The sequence below is a fragment of the Nitrospinota bacterium genome, assembly GCA_016208975.1.
In the GTDB taxonomy this organism is placed as follows: domain Bacteria; phylum Nitrospinota_A; class UBA7883; order UBA7883; family JACRLM01; genus JACQXA01.
Genome location: JACQXA010000004.1, coordinates 1,347,762 through 1,366,833, shown reverse-complemented (window position 1 = coordinate 1,366,833; position 19,072 = coordinate 1,347,762). Strand labels below are relative to the sequence as shown.

Genomic DNA, 19,072 nt, shown 5'->3' with positions numbered 1-19,072 from the left:
CAGGCTAGGTGGCCATCTTGCGGATGAGGCTCACTTCATGGGGCGGCAGACCCACCTTTTTACCTATCTCGTCGTCGGGCAGGCCCTTTTTTATCAGCTTGGCGGCTTTTGTGTAAGTGTCTTCATCCAGCATGGATTGTGGCGGATTTACCGGAGCCGGGGGAATGGGCGCAGGCTTCGCCCCCTGCCCCGCCCTTGCGGGCGCAGGCTCCGCCGTCATCGCATTAGTTGCGCCTTTCTCCAGCCTGTCGGCCACCTTCTCCGCGCGCATTACAAGCCGCGCCAGTTCGTTCATCAGGGTGTTTATGGCTTCCACGTCCGCCTGGGATGGTGGTGTCTGGTTTTCAATTTGCCGGATAAGCTCGTCATGCTCCTGCATGGCTTTGGATTTGCCGTCGCGGATGACATAGATGATGACGATGGCGAACAGCAAAACGTCCACCGCCAGTTGGATTAAAATCAGTTCGTTCATCCTGGGAATTATACGGGTATTGAACCGCGGCGGGCTATTGAATTTGCCCTAGGGAGGGCGTTACGCCACAACGTTGATGTTTGTGCCGTGCCCCGTTTCAGCCGGAGGCGCTACCTCTTCCTTCTTTTCCTCTTCGCTTTTGGCGCCAGGGGTTGGAAGGTGGCGGGCGTAATGTTTCTTCTTGCGCTGGTCCGAGTCGCGGATGCCTGTCTGCTCCGTCTCCTGGGTGGCGTGGGTCTGGCTCAGCTGATGTTCCGCGGTCTTTTCCAGCTCTTTGGCAAAAGCGCGGGCCACCTCCTCCGCCTGCCCCTGCACGGCGTGTTGCGTCCGCTCCACCGCATTGGAGTAATTCAGAACCTGTTGCATTCCAACAGATTGAACCATGGCCTAACCTTTCTATTGACCCAAGGCTCTTAATTTCACTTTATTATAGCGCATAAGAGGTTTATACGCCAAATCATGGATTAAAGCCTCCTGGCGCTCTCTCATATGGTATATCGGCATAATTATCAATAACATTAGGGGTTCCGGGTTTTGCCGTCCATGAAGCTATGGCCTGATATTCCGCCGGGCGCCTGTTTTTTGGCCGTAGTTATGGGAATCCACTTTGGCGCTGGCCACTCCCCAATTTGCCAAAAATCCCGCTTTTCCTGTAAAATCAAAATTTTGGGGTTTTGCTAAACGTGGCTCTCATCGTCCAGAAATATGGCGGCACTTCCATGGGTTCGCTGGAGCGTATCCGCAACGTGGCCGCCAAGGTTAAAAAGGTTTACGAACAGGGGCACGACGTGGTGGTGGTGGTATCCGCCATGTCCGGAGTCACCGACGGGCTGATAAACCAGGCTAAGGATCTGAATGACGACCCGCCCGAGCGGGAAATGGACCTTTTGATGAGTTCCGGGGAACGCATATCTTCCGCCCTGTTGTCCATTGCGCTCAACAAGGCGGGGGTGCCGTCGGTATCCTTCACGGGACGGCAGATAGGCATGATCACCGACTCGTTCCACATGAAGGCCCGCATCAAAAAGATCACTGGTGAAAAACTGAAAGACGCCCTGGCCGCCCGCAAGGTGGCGGTGGTGGCGGGTTTCCAGGGGGTGGACGAGGCTACGGGCAACGTTACCACCCTGGGCCGCGGCGGATCGGACACTTCGGCGGTGGCCATAGCCGTGGCCATGAAGGCCGGTTGTTGCGAGATATATACAGACGTGGATGGCGTGTACACCACGGACCCGAACATAGTGCCCAACGCCCGGCGGATAGACTGCATCTCTTTCGACGAGATGCTGGAGATGGCCAGCCTGGGCGCCAAGGTCTTGCAGATCCGGTCTGTGGAGTTCGGCAAGAAATACAACATGCCAATATGGGTGAAGTCCACGTTCTCTGATGGAAAAGGAACATTAGTCACATCCGAGGTGAAGGAAATGGAAGACGTGCTGGTGGCCGCCGTGGCCCACGACAGGAACCAGGCCAAAATAACCGTGTCCGGCGTGCCGGATAAACCCGGCGTGGCCGCCACCATTTTCGGCAAGGTGGCCGAACAGGAGATAAACGTGGACGTGATAATCCAGAACGTCTCTGAAAAGGGGCTTACGGACATATCGTTCACCGTGCCCAAGAACGAGGTGAAAAAGGCCATCTCTCTTATAGAACCCACGTTGAGGGAAATAGGCGCCCGCGAGGTGGCCGCTGATGACCAGATAGGCAAGGTATCCATCATCGGTGTGGGCATGAGAAGCCATTCAGGCGTGGCGGCCAAGGCCTTCAAGGCGCTGGCTGACGGTGGCATAAACATAATGATGATCTCCACGTCGGAAATAAAGGTCTCCTGCGTGGTGGCGGCCGAAGAGGTGGACAGGGCCGTTCGGATATTGCACGATGCTTTTGAGCTGGGCCGGGCGCCGGAAGAGCGCTCTTACCATTCATTGAAGAAATGAAAAAAGACAGCGGCAGGGTTTTAATCTACGACACCACCCTTAGGGATGGGGCCCAGGCCGAGGAGATAAGCTTCTCGCTGGACGACAAGCTCCGCATCGCCGAGGCGCTGGACGATTTCGGGGTGGGCTTTATCGAGGGCGGCTGGCCCGGCTCCAACCCCAGGGACGAGGCTTTCTTCAAGGCGGTGAAAAAACTGCGCCTCCAAAAAGCCAAAATAGCGGCCTTCGGCTCCACCCATCACCACAAGAACAAACCGGGGGATGACCATAACGTGCGCCTGTTGCTGGATTCTGGCGCGCCGGTGGTAACCGTGGTGGGCAAAAGCTGGGACATGCAGGCCGAAGTGGTGCTGGGGATAAACCTGAAACGCAACCTGGAGATAATCCGCGACACCATAGCCTACCTGTCCAAGCGGGTGTATGAAGTGTTCTTCGACGCGGAGCATTTTTTCGACGGGTACAAAAGCAACCCCGGTTACGCCATCGAAACGTTGCGGGCCGCGCTGGATGGGGGCGCAAAATGCCTCTGCCTGTGCGAGACCAACGGCGGAGCCCTGCCTTTCGAGGTGGAGGCTGTGGTTCAGCGGGTGAGCGAAACTTTCCCGGACGCGTTGTTGGGCATCCATTGCCATAACGATTCCGACAACGGCGTGGCCAACACTCTGGCGGCTGTGCGGGCAGGCGCTCGGCAGGCGCAAGGCACCATCAACGGTATCGGCGAGCGGTGCGGCAACGCCAACCTGTGTTCCATCATCCCGAACCTCCAGCTGAAGATGGGTTACAAATGCGTCCCTTCGGCGAACATGAAAAAACTGAAAGACCTGTCCAGCCTTGTTTACGAGCTGGCGAACATGTCCCACAGGCCTCACCAGCCATACGTGGGCAAATCTGCTTTTGCCCACAAGGGCGGCATCCATGTGGCGGCGGTGCGCAAGACATCGCTGTCTTACGAGCATATCCAGCCGGAGCTGGTGGGCAACCGGCGGCGGGTGTTGATTTCCGACCTGTCCGGGCGCGGCAACATCCTTACCAAGGCCGAGGAGTTCGGCATAGACTTAAACAGCAAGGCAGAGGCCACGCAAAATATCCTTAACCAGCTGAAGACGCTTGAAAACGCCGGTTTCCAGTTTGAGGGGGCCGAGGCCTCTTTTGAACTTCTCATGCGCAAAGCCCTGGGCCAGTGGAAGAAGAAATTCGAGGTGGAACGGGCGCGGGTTGTCTCCAACTTTTCCGACACCAGCGGGGCCAACTGGGCCGAGGCGGTGATAAAACTTAAAATGCCAGACGGCTCCACCACCCATTCCGTGGCGGAGGGCAACGGCCCGGTGAACGCGCTGGACAAGGCGTTGCGCTCAGCGCTGGTGAAGTTTTACCCGCAACTTGGCAACGTGGAACTGCACGACTTCAAGGTGCGCATTTTAGACGAGCAATCAAAAACCGCCGCTAAAACCAGGGTTCTTATAGAGTCCGGCGACGGGACGCGCCGGTGGGGTACGGTTGGGGTCTCGCCCAACGTGATAGAAGCCAGCTGGCAGGCCCTCGTGGACAGCCTGGAGTATAAACTGCAGAAAGACGCTGAAGGCAAGAAGCCCGGCAAAGCCCGTAAGGGGAAGAAAAAATAGCCCGCATGTTCCCGCCTGGCCGCTGACTGCGACTCATCCGTCAGGCGTGGGATTGAAACCCGCCCCCACTTTTCCGTTGCCAACAATCCCCTTGGTAGCATAAAAATATACCGTCTGGATTTTCATGCCGTCATGAGTTGGGGCTGGCGGCTACAATCGGGTATGGGGGTTTGACGGGGGGATCGAAAATGGCGCAAGATTTACAACCGCCGGTTATTGTAGTGCCTGGTATTCAAGGTACCAGCCTTTCCGATTACTACAACATCCCACCGGATGAGATTTGGAGGCTTCGGCTTCAAAACTCTTTTTGGAACATCTCACCCATAGAAGAGCACGACAGGCTGGCCTTACACCCTGATAGCAGAGTATTTGAAGCCAGGGAGCCTGCGGCAATCCGCTCCGTTAGCCCCCATGCGGCGGCTTATGGTGAAATGGTGTCGGAATTGCGTCATGAACTTGCCGTAACCGGCTCCCATCCTGTTTTCCCGTTCCCTTACGATTGGCGGCAGGATATAGAGAACATCGCCGACACGCTATACGCCTTCGCAAAAGAAGTGAAAAACCGTGTGGCGCTGATACCCGGGGATTATAAAGGTTATGACGGCCCGGTGGATGTGGTGTGCCATTCCATGGGCGGGTTGATAACCGCTATTGCCGTGAACAAATACGGCGCGGAAAAATTGTTCAGAAAGGTTGTTTCCATCTGCGCCCCGTTCAATGGGGCGGTGGAGGCGGTATGGAAACTCACCACGGGCCAGTCCTCATTAATGCCCGGCCCGGCGCGGGAGCGTGAAGCGGCCCGCTCATTGCCATCTGTTTATCAACTCCTGCCAGATTATGCTGACGCGGTGGACGCCGCCGATGAAGGCCTTAAAAATTTGTTTGACCCGAATTCATGGCAACCAAGCGTGGAAGACACCCTCCAGACGTTTATAGACAAATACAGCGCCAATATAAATCCCAGGAACCTTCTGTCCACTTTCCTCCAGCGAGCGAGCAATACCCGCGCCATGGCCAACAGCGCACAGGTTCTCACCAACCTCACCGGCAATAGCGGCGGTTGGATGGCTATTGTGGGCTTAGGGGAGAGCACTTTCGTGAGCATGGGTTCAAAGCGGGACAATAAGGGCAATGTGCGGTTTGAATATAAGCCAAAGGTCAACCAATGGCCAGACGGGCCAAATCCAAACAACACCGGTGACGGCTCCGTACCCTTCCTGGGGGCCGTGCCCGGGTTTTTAAGCAAGAACAACCTGGTGTGCGTATCCATGGGTGATTTCGGGATGGATGTGATCGATTGGGGTTTGGCCAAGGTCGCCGGATTTCACGCCATGGCTCCCGCCATGAACTTTGTTCAGCGGCTTACCATTAAATACCTGACTACCAAACCATCGTTTTATCTGGATAGGACAGGTAGCGCGGCGCCAGGGGTAACGAGCTGGGCTCCGCCTATTACACCAACCAGATAATCGAATAAAAAACGCGCCGGGTTTTTATCCCCAGGCGCGTTTTAATTTAATAGGGCGTGAAGGCTAGCTTATCATTAGCAACGGGTCGCCGCTGGCAACCTTGTCGCCCAGTCTTACCATAACCGAAGTGATTACGCCAGATCGGGGGCACAATACCTCCGTCTCCATTTTCATGGCTTCCAGCAACATCACAAGCTCCCCTTCTTTCACCGGCTGGCCCACCTGGCAATTGATCTTGAAAATGGCGCCCGCCAGCGGCGACTTTAAAGTGAAACCGCCAGCCGACGGAGCCGTCGGTGTTGGGGCTGGAGCCGCCGCAGGGGTGGAAACACCGGTGGACTCGTCCACCCGCACGTCGAAAGCCTTGCCGTTCACCGTCACGCGGAAGGCGTTTGGCTGGGGTTTGCCGGTAGCCGCTGGAGCTACCGCTTCTTTCTTGAAAACTTCATCGGGCGGCGTGCCGCGCTTCTTCATATACTGCTCGGCCACCTGGGGGAACAACGCGAAGATTATCACATCCTCGTCACGGGTGGCTTTGGCGGCCACCTCTTTTTTTAGCCTCTCCCACTCAGGCTCCAACAAGTCGGCAGGGCGCACGGTTAAACAGGCGTTCTCGCCGCAAACCCGCTTCATAAGCTCCGGGTCCAACTCACCGGGCACTTTGCCGTATTTGCCTTCTATCAGCGCCTGGGTCTCTTTGGTAACAACCTTGTACCGCCCCATCAAAACGTTCATCACCGCCTGCGAACCCACAATCTGTGAGGTTGGTGTCACCAGCGGCGGATAGCCCAGGTCTTTCCTGCACCGGGGAAGCTCTTCCAACACTTCGGGTAACCGGTCGTAAGCGTTTTGCTGGCGAAGCTGGGACTCCAGGTTGGAGATCATCCCGCCAGGCACCTGCGACTTTAATATGTTCACGTCCACCCCGGTGAACGAAGACTCGAAAGCGGAATATTCCTTGCGGACATCCACAAAGTAATTCGCTATATCCGCCAGCGCCACCAGGTCCAGCCCGGTTTCGTTATCTGTGTCTTTCAAGGCGGCCACAATGGTTTCCGTGGGGCTGTGGCTTGTGCCCATTGAAAGGGGCGACATGCACGTGTCCAGCCCGTCCACCCCGGCCTCTATGGCGCGGGTGATGGACATGGGGGCAAACCCTGCGGTGGTGTGGGTGTGCAGATGCACAGGAACCTCCACCACTTTCTTGATGCCAGCTATAAGCTCATAGGCGGGCCACGGGGCCAGCAATCCGGCCATGTCTTTCACGCAAATGCTGTCCACCCCCATCTGCTCCAGCCCTTTAGCCAGCTCCACAAAAAGCCGGACGTTGTGGACTGGGCTTGTGGTGTACGAAATGGCGCCCTGGGCGTGTTTTCCGTTTTTCTTTATGCGTGCGATGGATGTTTTTAAATTGCGCAGGTCGTTCAACGCGTCGAACACCCGGAACACGTCTATCCCCGCGTCGCAGGAGAGGTCTATGAATTTCTCCACCAGGTCATCGGCGTAATGGCGGTATCCCACCAGGTTCTGGCCGCGCAGGAGCATTTGGAACGGGGTGTTGGGCATGGCTTTCTTCAACAGCCTCACACGCTCCCAGGGGTCTTCGTTCAAAAACCTTATGCAGGAGTCAAACGTGGCCCCTCCCCACATCTCCAGCGACCAGAATCCAACCTTGTCCAGCTTCTCGGCTATGGGGAGCATGTGCTCGGTTTTCATCCGCGTGGCCAGAAGGGATTGATGTCCGTCCCGCAGGACAACCTCGGTGATTTTTATCGGTTTCTTCGCCATTACTTATATATTCCATCAAACCGCCGCAAACAGGCGGCTGGCGTAAAAAAGCGCCGGTAATTCAAACGATAGCGGCATTTCCGGCAAACGGTGAATTATCGCACGGGGTAGGATTAAAGACAACATCGTCTAGAGTCCATCTTCCCTTTTGAGCGGTTGAAGTGAGCGGGATTCCATCTGTATCGAGCGCGGCAAAATTCCGTTTAAAAAAGGCCCAATTTGAAAAATCCCCCCAAACATTTTTTTCAGAAAATATTCGCTAATTTACATATGTTGCCGTAAATACTTATATTTACAATAGTTTCGCCGAATGAAAAAAGTTGGTTAATTTTAAAAAATTTGTTGAAATTATCATTTAATGTTCTTATAATGTCTATAATTTGATTTGCTAAGATGTAGTAAGAACATAGCAGTTTAATCAAGTTAATGGGCAATTAACCCAAATCAGCCGTAAAAGCTGGAGGAACTTCTTGAAAGGCTCCGCTCCTGTAAAAGTGGAAATGAAAAATTCCCGGTATCCAGACCGGGAGCTTAAGGAGCATTTATCGGAACTGATTTTGTACTCGAAATATGCGGGGATAGATCTTGGTAACTTTCATCAGGTCATTTCAGACGCCCAGGTGCAGTCCATGCAAGAAGGGCCCGAAATGCGGTATGGCGGCCGGATCGTCCTACAGACAAACTATAAGACAGCGTCTCTTGTTAACCAATTGGTCCAGATGTATCCCGTGTTTTCAACATGGGATATTAAAGTGATGGAAATCAAAGGTGTACCAGTCAAAAAGGACAAACAGAAGGAGAAAGTAATGGCTGCTGCGAAGAAATCTGCCGCTAAAAAACCCGCCAAGAAGGCCGCCGCTAAAAAGCCGGCTGCCAAAAAGGTCGCCAAGAAAGCCGCGAAAAAGAAATAACTTTCTTAATCGCGATTTCAGGCACGGTGGCCCGTTTCGGCGGGTTGCTTCTAGGGTTTTGAGACCGGCGGGGGGGGAGGATTCCTCTCCTCCGCCGGTTTTTTTGATTGAAGGGGTATGCCGCTGGGTATGCTCTTCTGGAGCTCCAATCCTTGTGGGGATCGGGCAAAACTGAATAAAATCCTGGCGATGGGGGACTGTTTTTTCATGATCGCGTTTTTTGCGTTCAGCAAAGCCTATTGCAAATTGAAAAATTACAGCCTACCGAATAGAATAACCCCCATGCTTTTAAATGGAACTTCCCGGCTACGCGAGTTGATAAAGCTCCGCCGCGCCGTTTATCCCATAATCCTGGCGGTGGTGGCCGCTTTGGCTTTATCACAACCCGCCTGGGCATTTTCTTTTGGCAAAATCCGGGTCACCAGCGCCTATAACACCCTATTCAAGGCTGAAATACCCCTTGAAAGCGCGGCCAAACCTGAAGGGCTTGTGGTGGCTTTTGGCTCCCCGGCGGATTACAGCAAGCTTGGGTTGAAACGGCCGGATTTTTTGGACAACCTCTCCCTGCAAGTGGCGGATCATCCCGCGGCCAAAGGGCAGAAAATCATATATATCACCAGCGCCGACCCTATTTATCAGCCTTCTTTCAATCTGATAATCAAGGCCTTCATCAACGGCGGGCAAATTCTTGAAAACTATTTCATAGCCATAGATTTCCAAAAGAACCTGGCTTTGGAGGCGTCATCGTCCAAAGAACAGGAGCAGGAAGACATGCAGGCGGTGGCCCGTGAAATGGGGGGCCAACCCCGGTCCGGCGAAGTCCCGGCCCGGCAGGACATAGCCGACATGAAAAAAGAGGAGGAGCATCTTTCCAAAGATGAGATGGCGGTGCGCTCGGCCTTAAGAGGTGAACAACCCAAGGTGGCCCAACCCATGGCCCCCTCTTCGGATGATAAAGCCACGCTGGAAGCCATCCGCGCCTCGGAAGCCGATGCCGAGCAGGGCCCGGCCCCGGTAATGACCGCTGAAACCCCCGTCATAACCGCTTCCAGCCAGGAGCCCGAGGCATCGGCGCCGCCAGCGCCATCCAAATCAGCAGGGGAACCGGTGGAGATCGTTATACACGGGGATGAGACGTTCGTGAATTCGGAGCCCGCCCCGGCCCCCAAACAGGCTATGCGGGCGCCTGTATCCGCTCCTGGCGCCACCCCGGCCAGAATTGTTGGCGAGGGTGCTTACAAGGTTAAACACGGCGATACCCTATACGCCGTCACAAGGAAAATGACCGGTGGCCAGGATGCGGACCGGCTGATCGTGGCGCTCTGGAGGAGCAACAAAAAACTGTTCGCCCATGGCAACCTGCACGGCATTAAAAAAGGCGCTGTGCTGGATTGGGCGCTGGCGGAGGAAATGGCGGACTCCATAAGTGCAAATGAGGCCAGAAAGATTGTCCGCCAGCAGTGGGCGGCCTGGGAAAAATTGACAGTAAAGGTTTCCGCCCCGCCAGCCATAGTGGCGCCCCCGGTTAAAGAACAAGTCGCAAAGAAAGTGGAGCCCAGGGTAACGCCTGTTCCCGTCCCTGCGCCGGCGCCCGTGGCTCAACCCGCTCCCGCGCCAGCCAAGGTGGTTACTCCCCAGATGAGCTGGTTTAAAGCCCTGGCCGAGTGGAAGGCCAGGAATGGCGTGAAAGGTGGCGATATAGAGATCGTTTCCGTAAAAGTCGTGGATGAAAAAACCGGCCGCGTGGAAGCGAAGGTTGTAAGGAAAACCGCTAACGGCCCGAAAGAGTCCACAGTGACCATGGAGAAGGGGAAAACCGGTTACAAGGTAAGTGGCGAAACGGCCATACCGGCGCCTAAATCCAAACCGGTGGCCAAAGACAAGGCCGCCGTTTCTAAAAACAAACCTTTCACATTGCATGTAGCCACCTTCCGGGATAAAGGCCAGGCCATTTCCCTGGTAAAGATCCTGCGGGATAAAGGGGTGAACGCTTTTGAAATGACAGGGCCGGACGGCTCCGGCGGAACCGTAAGCCGCGTGGCGGTGGACCGGTTTAAAAGCGCCGGGGAAGCCGTCGCTCTTGCCGGGAAACTTTCCGGGCAGGGCATAGCCAGGTCTGGCAGGGCTTTAAAGCTTCCGTACTCTGTGCTTGTGAACGCCCCCGCCCCAGTGGCCGAGGCCCGGGCCAAAGCCGCCCAGTTGGCCGCCAGCGGCGTTTCCGCTTATGTGGTAGCCGATGGCGACAAAGCGGCGGTTTATTCCGGCGCGTACCTTACTGAACAAGAGGCGGCCGCGGCCGCGCAAGAAGGACTGCCGCAAGGCTCCGCCCCGGCCCAGCCTTGATTTTCCGGGCTCCATCCGGTATAAGTTTTCGTTTTCCACTTGAAAGTTGAAGAATGGCAAAAGTAAATCCTTTTAGGGGCGTCCGTTACAATCCCAAGGCGGTTCCAAACGCCATAGACGCTTTGGCGCCCCCTTATGACGTTATCTCTCCGGAGGCTCAGAAAAGCCTTTATGACCGGCATGACCGGAACGTGGTGCGGCTGATTCTCGGCGTCATAAGAGATGGCGATACCGATGACAATAACCGCTACACCCGCTCCGCGAAGACGCTATCAAGCTGGCTGGGCGACCATACCCTTATCAGGGAAGATGAGCCTGCCCTTTATGTTTATGCGCAGGATTACTTTATAGACGGCAAAAAGCTTCAGCGGGTGGGGTTCATCTGCAGAAGGCTCATCGAGCCTTTGGGGCAGTCCATTTACCCCCATGAACGCACCCTCTCCGGCCCAAAGGTGGACAGGCTTATGCTCACCCGCGCCTGCAAAATGAACTTCTCCCCGGTGTTCGGCCTTTATTCCGACCCGGAACGAAAGGTGGATGGCATATTAAAATCCATCATGAACCTGGTTTCCGCCGACGTGGACGCCACGGATGATGAGCAGGTGCGCCACCGCATGTGGATACTTACCGACCGTGAGGCCATCTCCGAAATCCAGACATTGCTGGAGAACAAGCCGGTAGTGATCGCCGATGGGCATCACCGGTACGAAACGGCGCTCAACTACCGCAACGAGCGGCGGGCCGCGGAAAACCCCAAGGGGCCGCAAAATTACGATTACGCCCTTATGTACCTTTCCAATTCCCATGGCGAGGGGTTCACTGTGCTTCCCACCCACAGGCTGGTGAAAGAATTCGCCACGCCGGGGGTGGATAAAATCCTCTCCCTCCTCGGCGGTCTTTTTACGGCCACGCAGGCGCCGCTGGACGCGCAAAACATGGAGCCGCAGGTGACCGCATTGCGCGAAGCCGGGTTGAAAGCCCCCAGCTTCATCATGATCGCGGAAGGGAAATCATACCTGCTAACTTTGAAAAAGGATATTTACCAGGCCCAGATTGGAGAGGGGCTTTCGGCGGCGCTTAAAATGCTGGACGTTACCATCCTGCAAGAGGTGATCTTCGAAAAGGCCCTGGGCATATCCCGGGAAATGGTGGCGGACAAGAAGGTCATAAACTACACCATAGACCCGTCGGAGGCCGCCCGGGGCGTGCTGGAAGGTCCGGTTAAAATAGCGTTTCTGCTCAACCCAACCGACGTGGCCAAGGTGATTGAAGTGGCCACCGCTGGCGGTGTGATGCCGCAAAAATCCACCTATTTTTACCCCAAGCTCATATCGGGCCTGGTGTTTAATCCGCTGGAATGAGGGTTTTCAAGGCCGAGTTCGTAAAATCGGCCATTAAGCCGGAGCATTACCCGAAACTGAACCTGCCGGAGATAGCTTTCGCCGGCCGCTCCAACGTGGGCAAATCCTCCCTCATTAACTCATTGCTGGGAAGAAAAGGGCTGGTGAAAGTCAGCAAAAGCCCCGGCAAAACCCAGGCGCTGAATTTTTTCACCGTGAACGATTCATTGTCGTTCGTGGACATGCCCGGGTACGGATTCGCCAGCGTTCCCGAAAAACTCCGGCAAAGCTGGGGGCACATGGTGGAAAACTATCTGAAAAGCCGCGCGGAGTTGCAGGCAGTGATTGCCCTGCTGGATTGCAGAAGGATCCCCAACGACGATGACTTGAACCTGCTCGGCTGGCTCTCCGAGTTCGGCATACCCGCCATACCGGTTTTCACGAAGATAGACAAGATACCCAAGACCCACAGACTCCGGGAGTTGAAAGAGCCCAAAAAGGTATTGGCTGAAGTGTTCGGCGGGACAGCGCCTCATACCGTGATGTACTCTGCCCTTTCAGGCGAGGGCAAAAAAGAGCTATGGCACGCTATTTCGAAAGCGGCTGGCGGTGGAAAAAGGTCACTCCCCCCAGATGATGTCGAAGGATAGGCTTTCCAGCGACCTTACGGTTTCCCTGGCGCGGCGGTAGATTCCTTCATCGGTGGTGTTGAAGGACACTTCATCGTCCTGCGAAATGAGGGCGTAGGTGGAGCCATCCTCGCTTACCGCGAAACAGGTGGCGCCCAGTTCGGTCAACTGGGGCGTAAGGATGTCCACCGCCCTGCCCGCCTCGCTTTTCTCCACGATCAACACGTCCATGTTGTGTCCCGCCGTTTGTATGGCCTTTAATATATCCCGCTCGCTTTCGCGGATGAGGCCCCGTTTGGCCAGCGCGTCCGCGTCCTCGTCCAGCCATTCGTTGTCGGACGCGAAGAGGTAAAGGGGGAAAAGATCCAGATCCTCCATCAAGCGGACAACCGTTTCCACCATGGACCTTTCAACCGAATTGTCCATCCCGCCTGCTATGTCAAATGCGCCGGGGGAGTCTGGCATGGTGAGGTTGGTAAAGTCGAAACCCAGCACCGAATCCTCGTCGGTGAATCGCAGGTATCGCCCTTCAGGGTCCTGCGCCAGACCCGCTGGGGCAATGGCGGACAAAAAATGGTCTTCGCTGGTGAACCTCATAACCTTCCACTCCAAACCGGGCTTTAACGGCGCGGCGTTAAATAAGCCAGGTTGTCTTTAGTAAACGGTTTTGGCGTTACGCCGAAAACCTTCTGGTAATCGTGCTCCGGGCAAACATTCCCTCCGCCCAGCATTTTCAACTGGTCGCCGGTTACGGGGAAAAACGAAAATCCGCCCAGCGCATTGGCCAAGGGTATCATAAGCCCGAACGGGACTTTCACCATGTGGGTGGACTGGCGACCCACAGCCCTGCCAATGGTCTGCACCACGTCATTGTACGTCATTACGGTTCCGCCGCCCAAATGGAACACCCTGCCCTCCGCCGCCGGATTATTTATGGCGCCAGTGAAACATTTGGCCACGTCTTCCACCGCCACCGGCTCCAGCTTATATTGCCCGTCGCCGAACACTGGCACAATAGGCGCAAGCTTTATGGGTTTGGCCAGTTCGCTTACGAACTCCATCCGGCCACGGGGATCGCCGAAAATCACAGAGGGGCGGAATATGGTCCATCTCATGCCGGAGGAGATAACTATCCTCTCCCCTTCGGCCTTGGTGGTTTGATAGCCGGATACGCCGGATTCGCTGGCGCCGTTGGCGCTCATGTGGATGAACCGTTTCACCCCCTGTTTTACCGATTCCTCCACGATTTTCCTTGTGGCCCCGGCATGCATCCGCTGGAAAGTTATCCTTCTGCCAGGAAACTCGCGGATAATGCCTATCAGGTGGATCACCGCGTCCATATCTTTGAGAAACGTGGAATATGAGACTGGGTCATGGACATCGCCATTGATTATCACCAGCCCTTCCCTGAAGGGCAGTTTATTTTCCGACCCGCTCCGGACAAGGGCGTATGGCAAATGGCCTGCCAGCCTTAGGGCCTCCAGAACATAACTGCCCACAAACCCCGTTCCGCCGGTAACGAAAACCTTCATAGCCATGGCCGATACTCCTTATTTGTTGGGGAGACCATTACCAATATTGTAGAATGATGCGGTTTCACTAACAACGGCGGATGGCTTAGGCCAGTTCCGCCCGTTTTTTTAGAAAGGCTTCAAGGAGTTGGGCTCCCAAAAACGCGGCTTTAAAAGCTATCTGCTGGACGCGGCCAAACTGCTGTTTGTGATAGTGGTGTTCGTATTCCTTTATAAAAGCGGAAAGCTTGACTTGAACGCGCTGTCCGTGGCGCTGGCCAAACCGGGTTATGTGGTGATCAGCCTGTTTCTCACCTTCCTTGCAATGCTTATCTCCGTGGAACGCTGGCGCACGCTGTTGAGGGCCGTGGACATCTCGGTGGACATGAAACCGGCATTGAACCTTACGCTTATCGGGTCGTTTTTCAACGTGGTGTTCCCCGGCGCCGTGGGTGGTGACATTGTGAAGGCTTACTACCTTGCCCGGGGCCAGCAGAACAAAGCCGCCCTGGTGACAACCGTGGTGTTCGACAGGGTGCTGGGGCTATACACCATGATATTCGTCGCCGCCGTGGCGGGCGCCGTGGCGGCCATGTTCGCGACCTCCGGCGAGGCTCCGGCATGGTGGAACTCATCCACCAAGGCGCTGGTTATGTTCATCGCCGCCCTTTTCGTGGCCGCAAACCTGGGGGCGCTTATATTTTTGGAGCGGAGGATAAGCGAATCGCGGTTTGTGAACCGGGTCATATCCGCCTTGCCCATGCAGGACAAGATAAGGAAAATCCACGCGGCCACGAAAAGCATCGGGCGCCAGTCCGGCCACACGATTTACGCTTTTTTCCTTTCATTGCTTTCCCAGTTGGCGCTGTACGGCTCCATATGGATTCTGGCCGCCGCGCTCAACATTACCGGGTTATCGGTGGGGCAATACTTTTTCGTTCTGCCGGTGTGCCTGCTGATAAACTCCATCCCGGTGTCGCCCGGCGGGCTTGGAGTGGGCGAGATGGCATTTGGCGCGGTGTTCGCCCTGTTCGCCTCCAACAAGGGGGTGGAACTGGCGGTGCTGTATCACGCGGTATCTTTCGCGCTGGCGCTGGGGCTGGGCGGGCTTGTGTATCTGGTTTTTTCGCGAAGGGACAACCTCGTGTCCATAACCCATATGCAAAAGCTGGCCGAGCAGGAAGAGGACAACTAGCGGCGGCTGGCTTTTCTGTATTTCCTGGATTCGGCTACAAACCGTTTAAATATTTTTCTGCTCGCTTCGTCGTTGTTATAAAGCTGTTCCGGATGCCACTGGACGCCTAACAGGAAGCTTGCCCCCTTCTTTTCCACCGACTCTATAATGCCGTCCGGTGAAACGCCGCAAGGGGACAGGCCCTTGCCTATTTTCTTGATGGCCTGATGATGGGTGGAGTTTACGCGCAATTTCGGCTGGCCCGCTATTTTCCCCAATATCGTGCCGCTGGCCACATCCACATCGTGGCTTGGCTGGGTGGCGGGGACGGGTTTCTGTTCGTGTTTTAAACCAGCGGGGGCCTGTGTGGGAATGTCCTGATACAGCGAGCCGCCAAACGCCACGTTGATGGCCTGATGCCCCCCGCAAATTCCCAGCACCGGCATGGATAGTTTAAGCGCCTTTTTCAGCAAAGCCATTTCCATTATCGTGCGGTCCGGCTTTAACGCGCCGCACTGGGGGATGGGTTTTTCGCCGTAAAGGGCCGGGTCAATATCAAACTCCCCGCCGGATATTATCAGGCCGTCTATCATCGTAAGATAAAGCGCCGCCTTGGCCGGGGATGACACCAGGGGGAGAAGCAACGGTACGCCGCCCGATTTTTCCACCGCGTCGGTGTAAGCTTTCTTGAGCCAGAATATGGCGTTGCCTTTGGGGTCAAAGCCGCTGTTGAGCGTTTTAGTTTCCTGCCCGTAGTTGGTATCCACGGTGATGCCGATGATGGGTGTGTTGGATTTGATCATATTTTCAAAACAACTTTTGTGGCCAAATTCAAAGCCTCCGCCACATCGGCTTCATAAGGCTCCATGACTTCCGATGGATATCGGAAAGATGTGGCATAGGGTGTTAGAATTTCCGAAGCTGTATATAGCTCTTCAAATGAGGTATCCAGCTTGGAGCGCTGTTCGGTTAAAACTGACAGGTTGTGGGTTTTTCCAAATGATGCGCCATTATGGGTCAGGAAAGCCTTTAACGCTTTTTCAACCGCTTGCTGGCAAAGGTAAACCGCCAGATCGGGATATTTATCATCTCCATATATCAAGCGTTTCGCCGCGCCCAGGTCACGATAAGCCTTGTACAGCCATTTCCCGGCCTCTTGGGCATTAGCGTTATCCATAAAGCACAATGCCCTTGCTCAAGGCGGATCTCACAATGGATGTGGATACCTGAGCGGCTTGTTCAACCTCGTCATGGGTCAGCACAATGGCTTCTACGTCTGCCCCAAGGCCGCGGAGGCATTTATAAACATTCCTCGCGCGCCGATAGGGTGGCTCGTCCGAACTGGGCACGATAATGAGTAAATCCCAATCGCTGTCCGGGGCCGGTTCACCCCATGCGCGGGAGCCAAACAGAATTATTTTCTCCGGACGCTTTTCTTCCGCGATGTGGTTCGCGGCGTCAGTGATGATCCCTGCTACATTGGACATGTGAAAGATTATAGCTTAAAAAGCGTGGCCTTAATTCCCCTGTTATACTGCAATTAGCAAAGCGATGGTACAAGTCGGTAGTGTCTCAGTTTGAAAGTACGGGGGAGATTCTTCACTTATGCTCAGAATGACAATATAACAGCCGTTGATAACATTGTCATCCTGAGCGAAGCGCAAGCGAAGTGAAGGATCTGTCTATTATTTGAGATTCAAACTGAGACACCACCTACAAGCCCATCTATTTGATAAGCGCTGAGCCGCGCAATTATCATGTGTAGCTCCAATTGCCCTCATCGCTTCTTGACTTATCCACCCTCGCCTCATAGCATTGTTACCCAAGGGGTAATAATTAATGCCTGTCTCGAAAACTCACAGCGCGGCCATATACGGTATCCACGCCTATAAAGTGGAGGTGGAGGTGAACACCCTGGCGGGCACTTTCGGTTATTCCACCGTGGGCCTGCCGGACGCGGCGGTGCGGGAGTCGCAAGAGCGTGTATTGGCCGCCCTTCAAAACAGCGGGTTCGACGCGCCGGTGAAAAAGATCACCGTTAACCTGGCCCCGGCGGACCTGCGCAAGGAAGGCTCCAATTTCGACCTGCCCGTCGCGCTTTCCATACTGCTGGCGGAAAATCTGGTGTCCGATGAAATGACGGACGCCATGGTGTTGGGCGAGCTGGCGCTGGACGGGCGCGTAAAACCCATCCGTGGCGCCCTTTCCGCCGCCATGCTGGCCCGGGACGAAAAGTTTAAACGCATAATCCTCCCAAAAGAAAACGCCCGCGAAGCGGCGGTGGTGGAAGGGGTGGAGGTGATAGGTATCGTGTCGTTACCCCAGGCCATCCAGTATCTAAACGGCAACGAGCGGATAGAGCCCACCCGCGTTACGGTGACGGATGTTTTCCACCCCGGCGAGTGGGACGACGCGGATTTTTCCGAAGTGAAGGGCCAGGGCCACGTTAAACGGGCGCTGGAAGTAGCCGCCGCCGGGGGCCACAACCTGCTTATGATAGGCCCCCCCGGCTCCGGCAAATCCATGATGGCCAAGCGGCTTCCAACCATTTTGCCGGACCTGACTTTTGACGAAGCCATAGAGACCACCCGCATCCACTCAGTCTCCGGCAAGCTGGGGCTGAACGCCGCCCTTGTAACACGGCGGCCTTTTCGGGCGCCTCATCATACAATTTCAGACGCGGGGCTTATCGGTGGCGGTACCACCCCAACCCCCGGCGAGGTGTCTTTGGCCCATAACGGCGTGCTGTTTTTAGACGAACTGCCGGAGTTCCGCCGAAGCACGCTGGAAGCCATGCGCCAGCCGCTGGAAGACGGGAAAGTGACCATCTCCCGCTCGGTGATGGCGCTCACGTTCCCCAGCAGGTTCATGCTGGCGGCGGCCATGAACCCATGCCCCTGCGGGTATTTTACCGACCCGGGCCGGGAATGCGTTTGCTCCACCCTCAACATCCGCAAATACCGTAGCAGGATTTCCGGCCCGCTTATGGACAGGATAGACATCCATATAGACGCGCCCGCCGTGAAACACCAGGAGATGATGGGCGATGGGGAGGCGGAGCCTTCGGCCGCCATCCGCGATAGGGTGAACCGGGCGCGGACTCTGCAACTTCAGCGGTTCAACGGGAGCGGCATATATTGCAACTCCCAGATGGGCTCCAGGCAGATTAAAAGCGTGTGCGCGCTGGACACCGCCTCCAAAGCCATATTAAAAGCCGCCGTGGAAAAACTTGGCCTTTCCGCCCGGGCGCACGAAAAAGCGCTGAAGGTGGCCAGAACCATAGCCGATCTGGAAGGCGCCGCCGCTATCCGCGCGGAGCATGTGGGGGAGGCGGTACAGTACCGCTCGCTGGACCGGGAGGCTACCTGAAACCGCTTTTCAAGACTTTGGGGCCGTCAACCGTAGCCCCAAAAAGGCCGCTGTGAGAATCATCAGCACGTTGATAGCGCCCGCCACCGATTCCCGCATATAAGCGGACTTCACTTCGTTTGCGACATCCGCCCCACTTATAGCGGCGGCGGTAACGGCCAACAGCTGGTCTATTGCCGGTGCGATAAAGGTATAGGTGTTCACCACCACCAACAGGCCAATAAGCATTTTTGCCCAAAGCCTGGTGTTGCGCATAAGTTTCGGTTTGGCCGCCACCATCGCCAATCCGGACAATACCGCAAACCACATGCAGGGAATGGTGATATACGCCGTTCCAACACTAATTATTTTTCTGGCGAAAGCGGTTTCCACCACACCAGCGCCTTCTGAGACAATTGAAATGGCGGTATAAACGGCGATGCTCCCCAAAAACCCGGCGAAAGCTATGATGTGGACGTATTTTAATGCCGTTCTCATTCCCGGTCCCCTTCCGTGTACGTTAGCGGC

At 55.4% G+C, this 19,072-nt stretch carries 18 protein-coding genes; 9 read left to right on the top strand and 9 right to left on the bottom strand.

Annotation, left to right across the window (positions count from 1 at the left end; all coding sequences use genetic code 11):
- Positions 1 to 4 precede the first annotated feature (4 nt).
- The gene (locus tag HY751_10265) at positions 5 to 472 is read right to left on the bottom strand and encodes a hypothetical protein (GenBank protein ID MBI4666778.1); all 468 of its coding nucleotides are present in this window, start codon (positions 470 to 472) and stop codon (positions 5 to 7) included.
- Positions 473 to 532: 60 nt separating this feature from the next.
- Positions 533 to 838 carry a hypothetical protein gene (locus HY751_10260; GenBank protein MBI4666777.1) on the bottom strand — a complete coding sequence of 102 codons (306 nt, stop codon included), beginning with the start codon at positions 836 to 838 and terminating at the stop codon, positions 533 to 535.
- A 317-nt stretch (positions 839 to 1,155) separates the two neighbouring features.
- Between HY751_10260 and HY751_10255 the strand changes: the two genes are divergently transcribed.
- The 3 genes from HY751_10255 to HY751_10245 all read left to right on the top strand — a co-directional run bounded on the left by HY751_10255 (position 1,156) and on the right by HY751_10245 (position 5,500).
- Positions 1,156 to 2,409 (top strand): aspartate kinase, encoded by a 1,254-nt coding sequence (locus HY751_10255; protein MBI4666776.1) that lies wholly within the window; start codon positions 1,156 to 1,158, stop codon positions 2,407 to 2,409.
- The gene (locus HY751_10250; protein MBI4666775.1) at positions 2,406 to 4,031 is read left to right on the top strand and encodes a citramalate synthase; all 1,626 of its coding nucleotides are present in this window, start codon (positions 2,406 to 2,408) and stop codon (positions 4,029 to 4,031) included. Before HY751_10255 ends, HY751_10250 begins: the two co-directional genes overlap by 4 nt.
- Positions 4,032 to 4,219: 188 nt before the next feature.
- Positions 4,220 to 5,500, top strand: coding sequence for an alpha/beta fold hydrolase (locus tag HY751_10245; GenBank protein ID MBI4666774.1), 1,281 nt, complete (start codon positions 4,220 to 4,222; stop codon positions 5,498 to 5,500).
- A 63-nt stretch (positions 5,501 to 5,563) separates the two neighbouring features.
- Here HY751_10245 and oadA read toward each other — a convergent pair whose 3' ends face one another.
- The gene (oadA, locus tag HY751_10240; protein MBI4666773.1) at positions 5,564 to 7,288 is read right to left on the bottom strand and encodes a sodium-extruding oxaloacetate decarboxylase subunit alpha; all 1,725 of its coding nucleotides are present in this window, start codon (positions 7,286 to 7,288) and stop codon (positions 5,564 to 5,566) included.
- Between the two features lie 470 nt (positions 7,289 to 7,758).
- Between oadA and HY751_10235 the strand changes: the two genes are divergently transcribed.
- The 4 genes from HY751_10235 to HY751_10220 all read left to right on the top strand — a co-directional run bounded on the left by HY751_10235 (position 7,759) and on the right by HY751_10220 (position 12,532).
- Entirely contained in the window at positions 7,759 to 8,199 is a 441-nt protein-coding gene (locus HY751_10235) for a hypothetical protein (GenBank protein ID MBI4666772.1), read from the top strand.
- A 282-nt stretch (positions 8,200 to 8,481) separates the two neighbouring features.
- Positions 8,482 to 10,542: an SPOR domain-containing protein gene (locus HY751_10230; GenBank protein MBI4666771.1), complete on the top strand. Its 2,061-nt coding sequence runs from the start codon at positions 8,482 to 8,484 to the stop codon at positions 10,540 to 10,542.
- A 53-nt stretch (positions 10,543 to 10,595) separates the two neighbouring features.
- Positions 10,596 to 11,903, top strand: a complete 1,308-nt coding sequence (locus tag HY751_10225) for a DUF1015 domain-containing protein (protein ID MBI4666770.1) — start codon at positions 10,596 to 10,598, stop codon at positions 11,901 to 11,903.
- Positions 11,900 to 12,532 carry a YihA family ribosome biogenesis GTP-binding protein gene (locus tag HY751_10220; protein MBI4666769.1) on the top strand — a complete coding sequence of 211 codons (633 nt, stop codon included), beginning with the start codon at positions 11,900 to 11,902 and terminating at the stop codon, positions 12,530 to 12,532. The genes HY751_10225 and HY751_10220 overlap by 4 nt, the downstream gene beginning before the upstream one ends.
- On the opposite strand, the gene HY751_10215 is transcribed toward HY751_10220, so the two are convergent.
- Both HY751_10215 and HY751_10210 read right to left on the bottom strand, forming a co-directional pair.
- The gene (locus HY751_10215; protein ID MBI4666768.1) at positions 12,503 to 13,108 is read right to left on the bottom strand and encodes a hypothetical protein; all 606 of its coding nucleotides are present in this window, start codon (positions 13,106 to 13,108) and stop codon (positions 12,503 to 12,505) included. The two genes, HY751_10220 and HY751_10215, sit on opposite strands and share 30 nt — an antisense overlap.
- 23 nt (positions 13,109 to 13,131) lie before the next feature.
- A complete protein-coding gene (locus HY751_10210) occupies positions 13,132 to 14,049 on the bottom strand; it encodes an NAD-dependent epimerase/dehydratase family protein (protein ID MBI4666767.1) in 918 nt (305 codons plus the stop codon).
- A 121-nt stretch (positions 14,050 to 14,170) separates the two neighbouring features.
- On the opposite strand from HY751_10210, the gene HY751_10205 reads away from it, so the two are divergent.
- Positions 14,171 to 15,217: a flippase-like domain-containing protein gene (locus HY751_10205; GenBank protein MBI4666766.1), complete on the top strand. Its 1,047-nt coding sequence runs from the start codon at positions 14,171 to 14,173 to the stop codon at positions 15,215 to 15,217.
- On the opposite strand, the gene HY751_10200 is transcribed toward HY751_10205, so the two are convergent.
- From HY751_10200 to HY751_10190, 3 genes are read right to left on the bottom strand one after another with little or no spacing between them, the layout of a single operon-like run.
- Positions 15,214 to 15,999, bottom strand: coding sequence for a gamma-glutamyl-gamma-aminobutyrate hydrolase family protein (locus HY751_10200; protein ID MBI4666765.1), 786 nt, complete (start codon positions 15,997 to 15,999; stop codon positions 15,214 to 15,216). The genes HY751_10205 and HY751_10200 overlap by 4 nt on opposite strands.
- Entirely contained in the window at positions 15,996 to 16,373 is a 378-nt protein-coding gene (locus HY751_10195; GenBank protein ID MBI4666764.1) for a HEPN domain-containing protein, read from the bottom strand. Before HY751_10195 ends, HY751_10200 begins: the two co-directional genes overlap by 4 nt.
- Entirely contained in the window at positions 16,366 to 16,683 is a 318-nt protein-coding gene (locus HY751_10190; protein ID MBI4666763.1) for a nucleotidyltransferase domain-containing protein, read from the bottom strand. Before HY751_10190 ends, HY751_10195 begins: the two co-directional genes overlap by 8 nt.
- Before the next feature lie 352 nt (positions 16,684 to 17,035).
- Between HY751_10190 and HY751_10185 the strand changes: the two genes are divergently transcribed.
- Entirely contained in the window at positions 17,036 to 18,565 is a 1,530-nt protein-coding gene (locus HY751_10185; protein MBI4666762.1) for a YifB family Mg chelatase-like AAA ATPase, read from the top strand.
- A 9-nt stretch (positions 18,566 to 18,574) separates the two neighbouring features.
- Here the strand turns inward: HY751_10185 and HY751_10180 are convergent, their stop codons facing one another.
- Positions 18,575 to 19,042 carry a hypothetical protein gene (locus HY751_10180; protein MBI4666761.1) on the bottom strand — a complete coding sequence of 156 codons (468 nt, stop codon included), beginning with the start codon at positions 19,040 to 19,042 and terminating at the stop codon, positions 18,575 to 18,577.
- Positions 19,043 to 19,072: the final 30 nt, after the last annotated feature.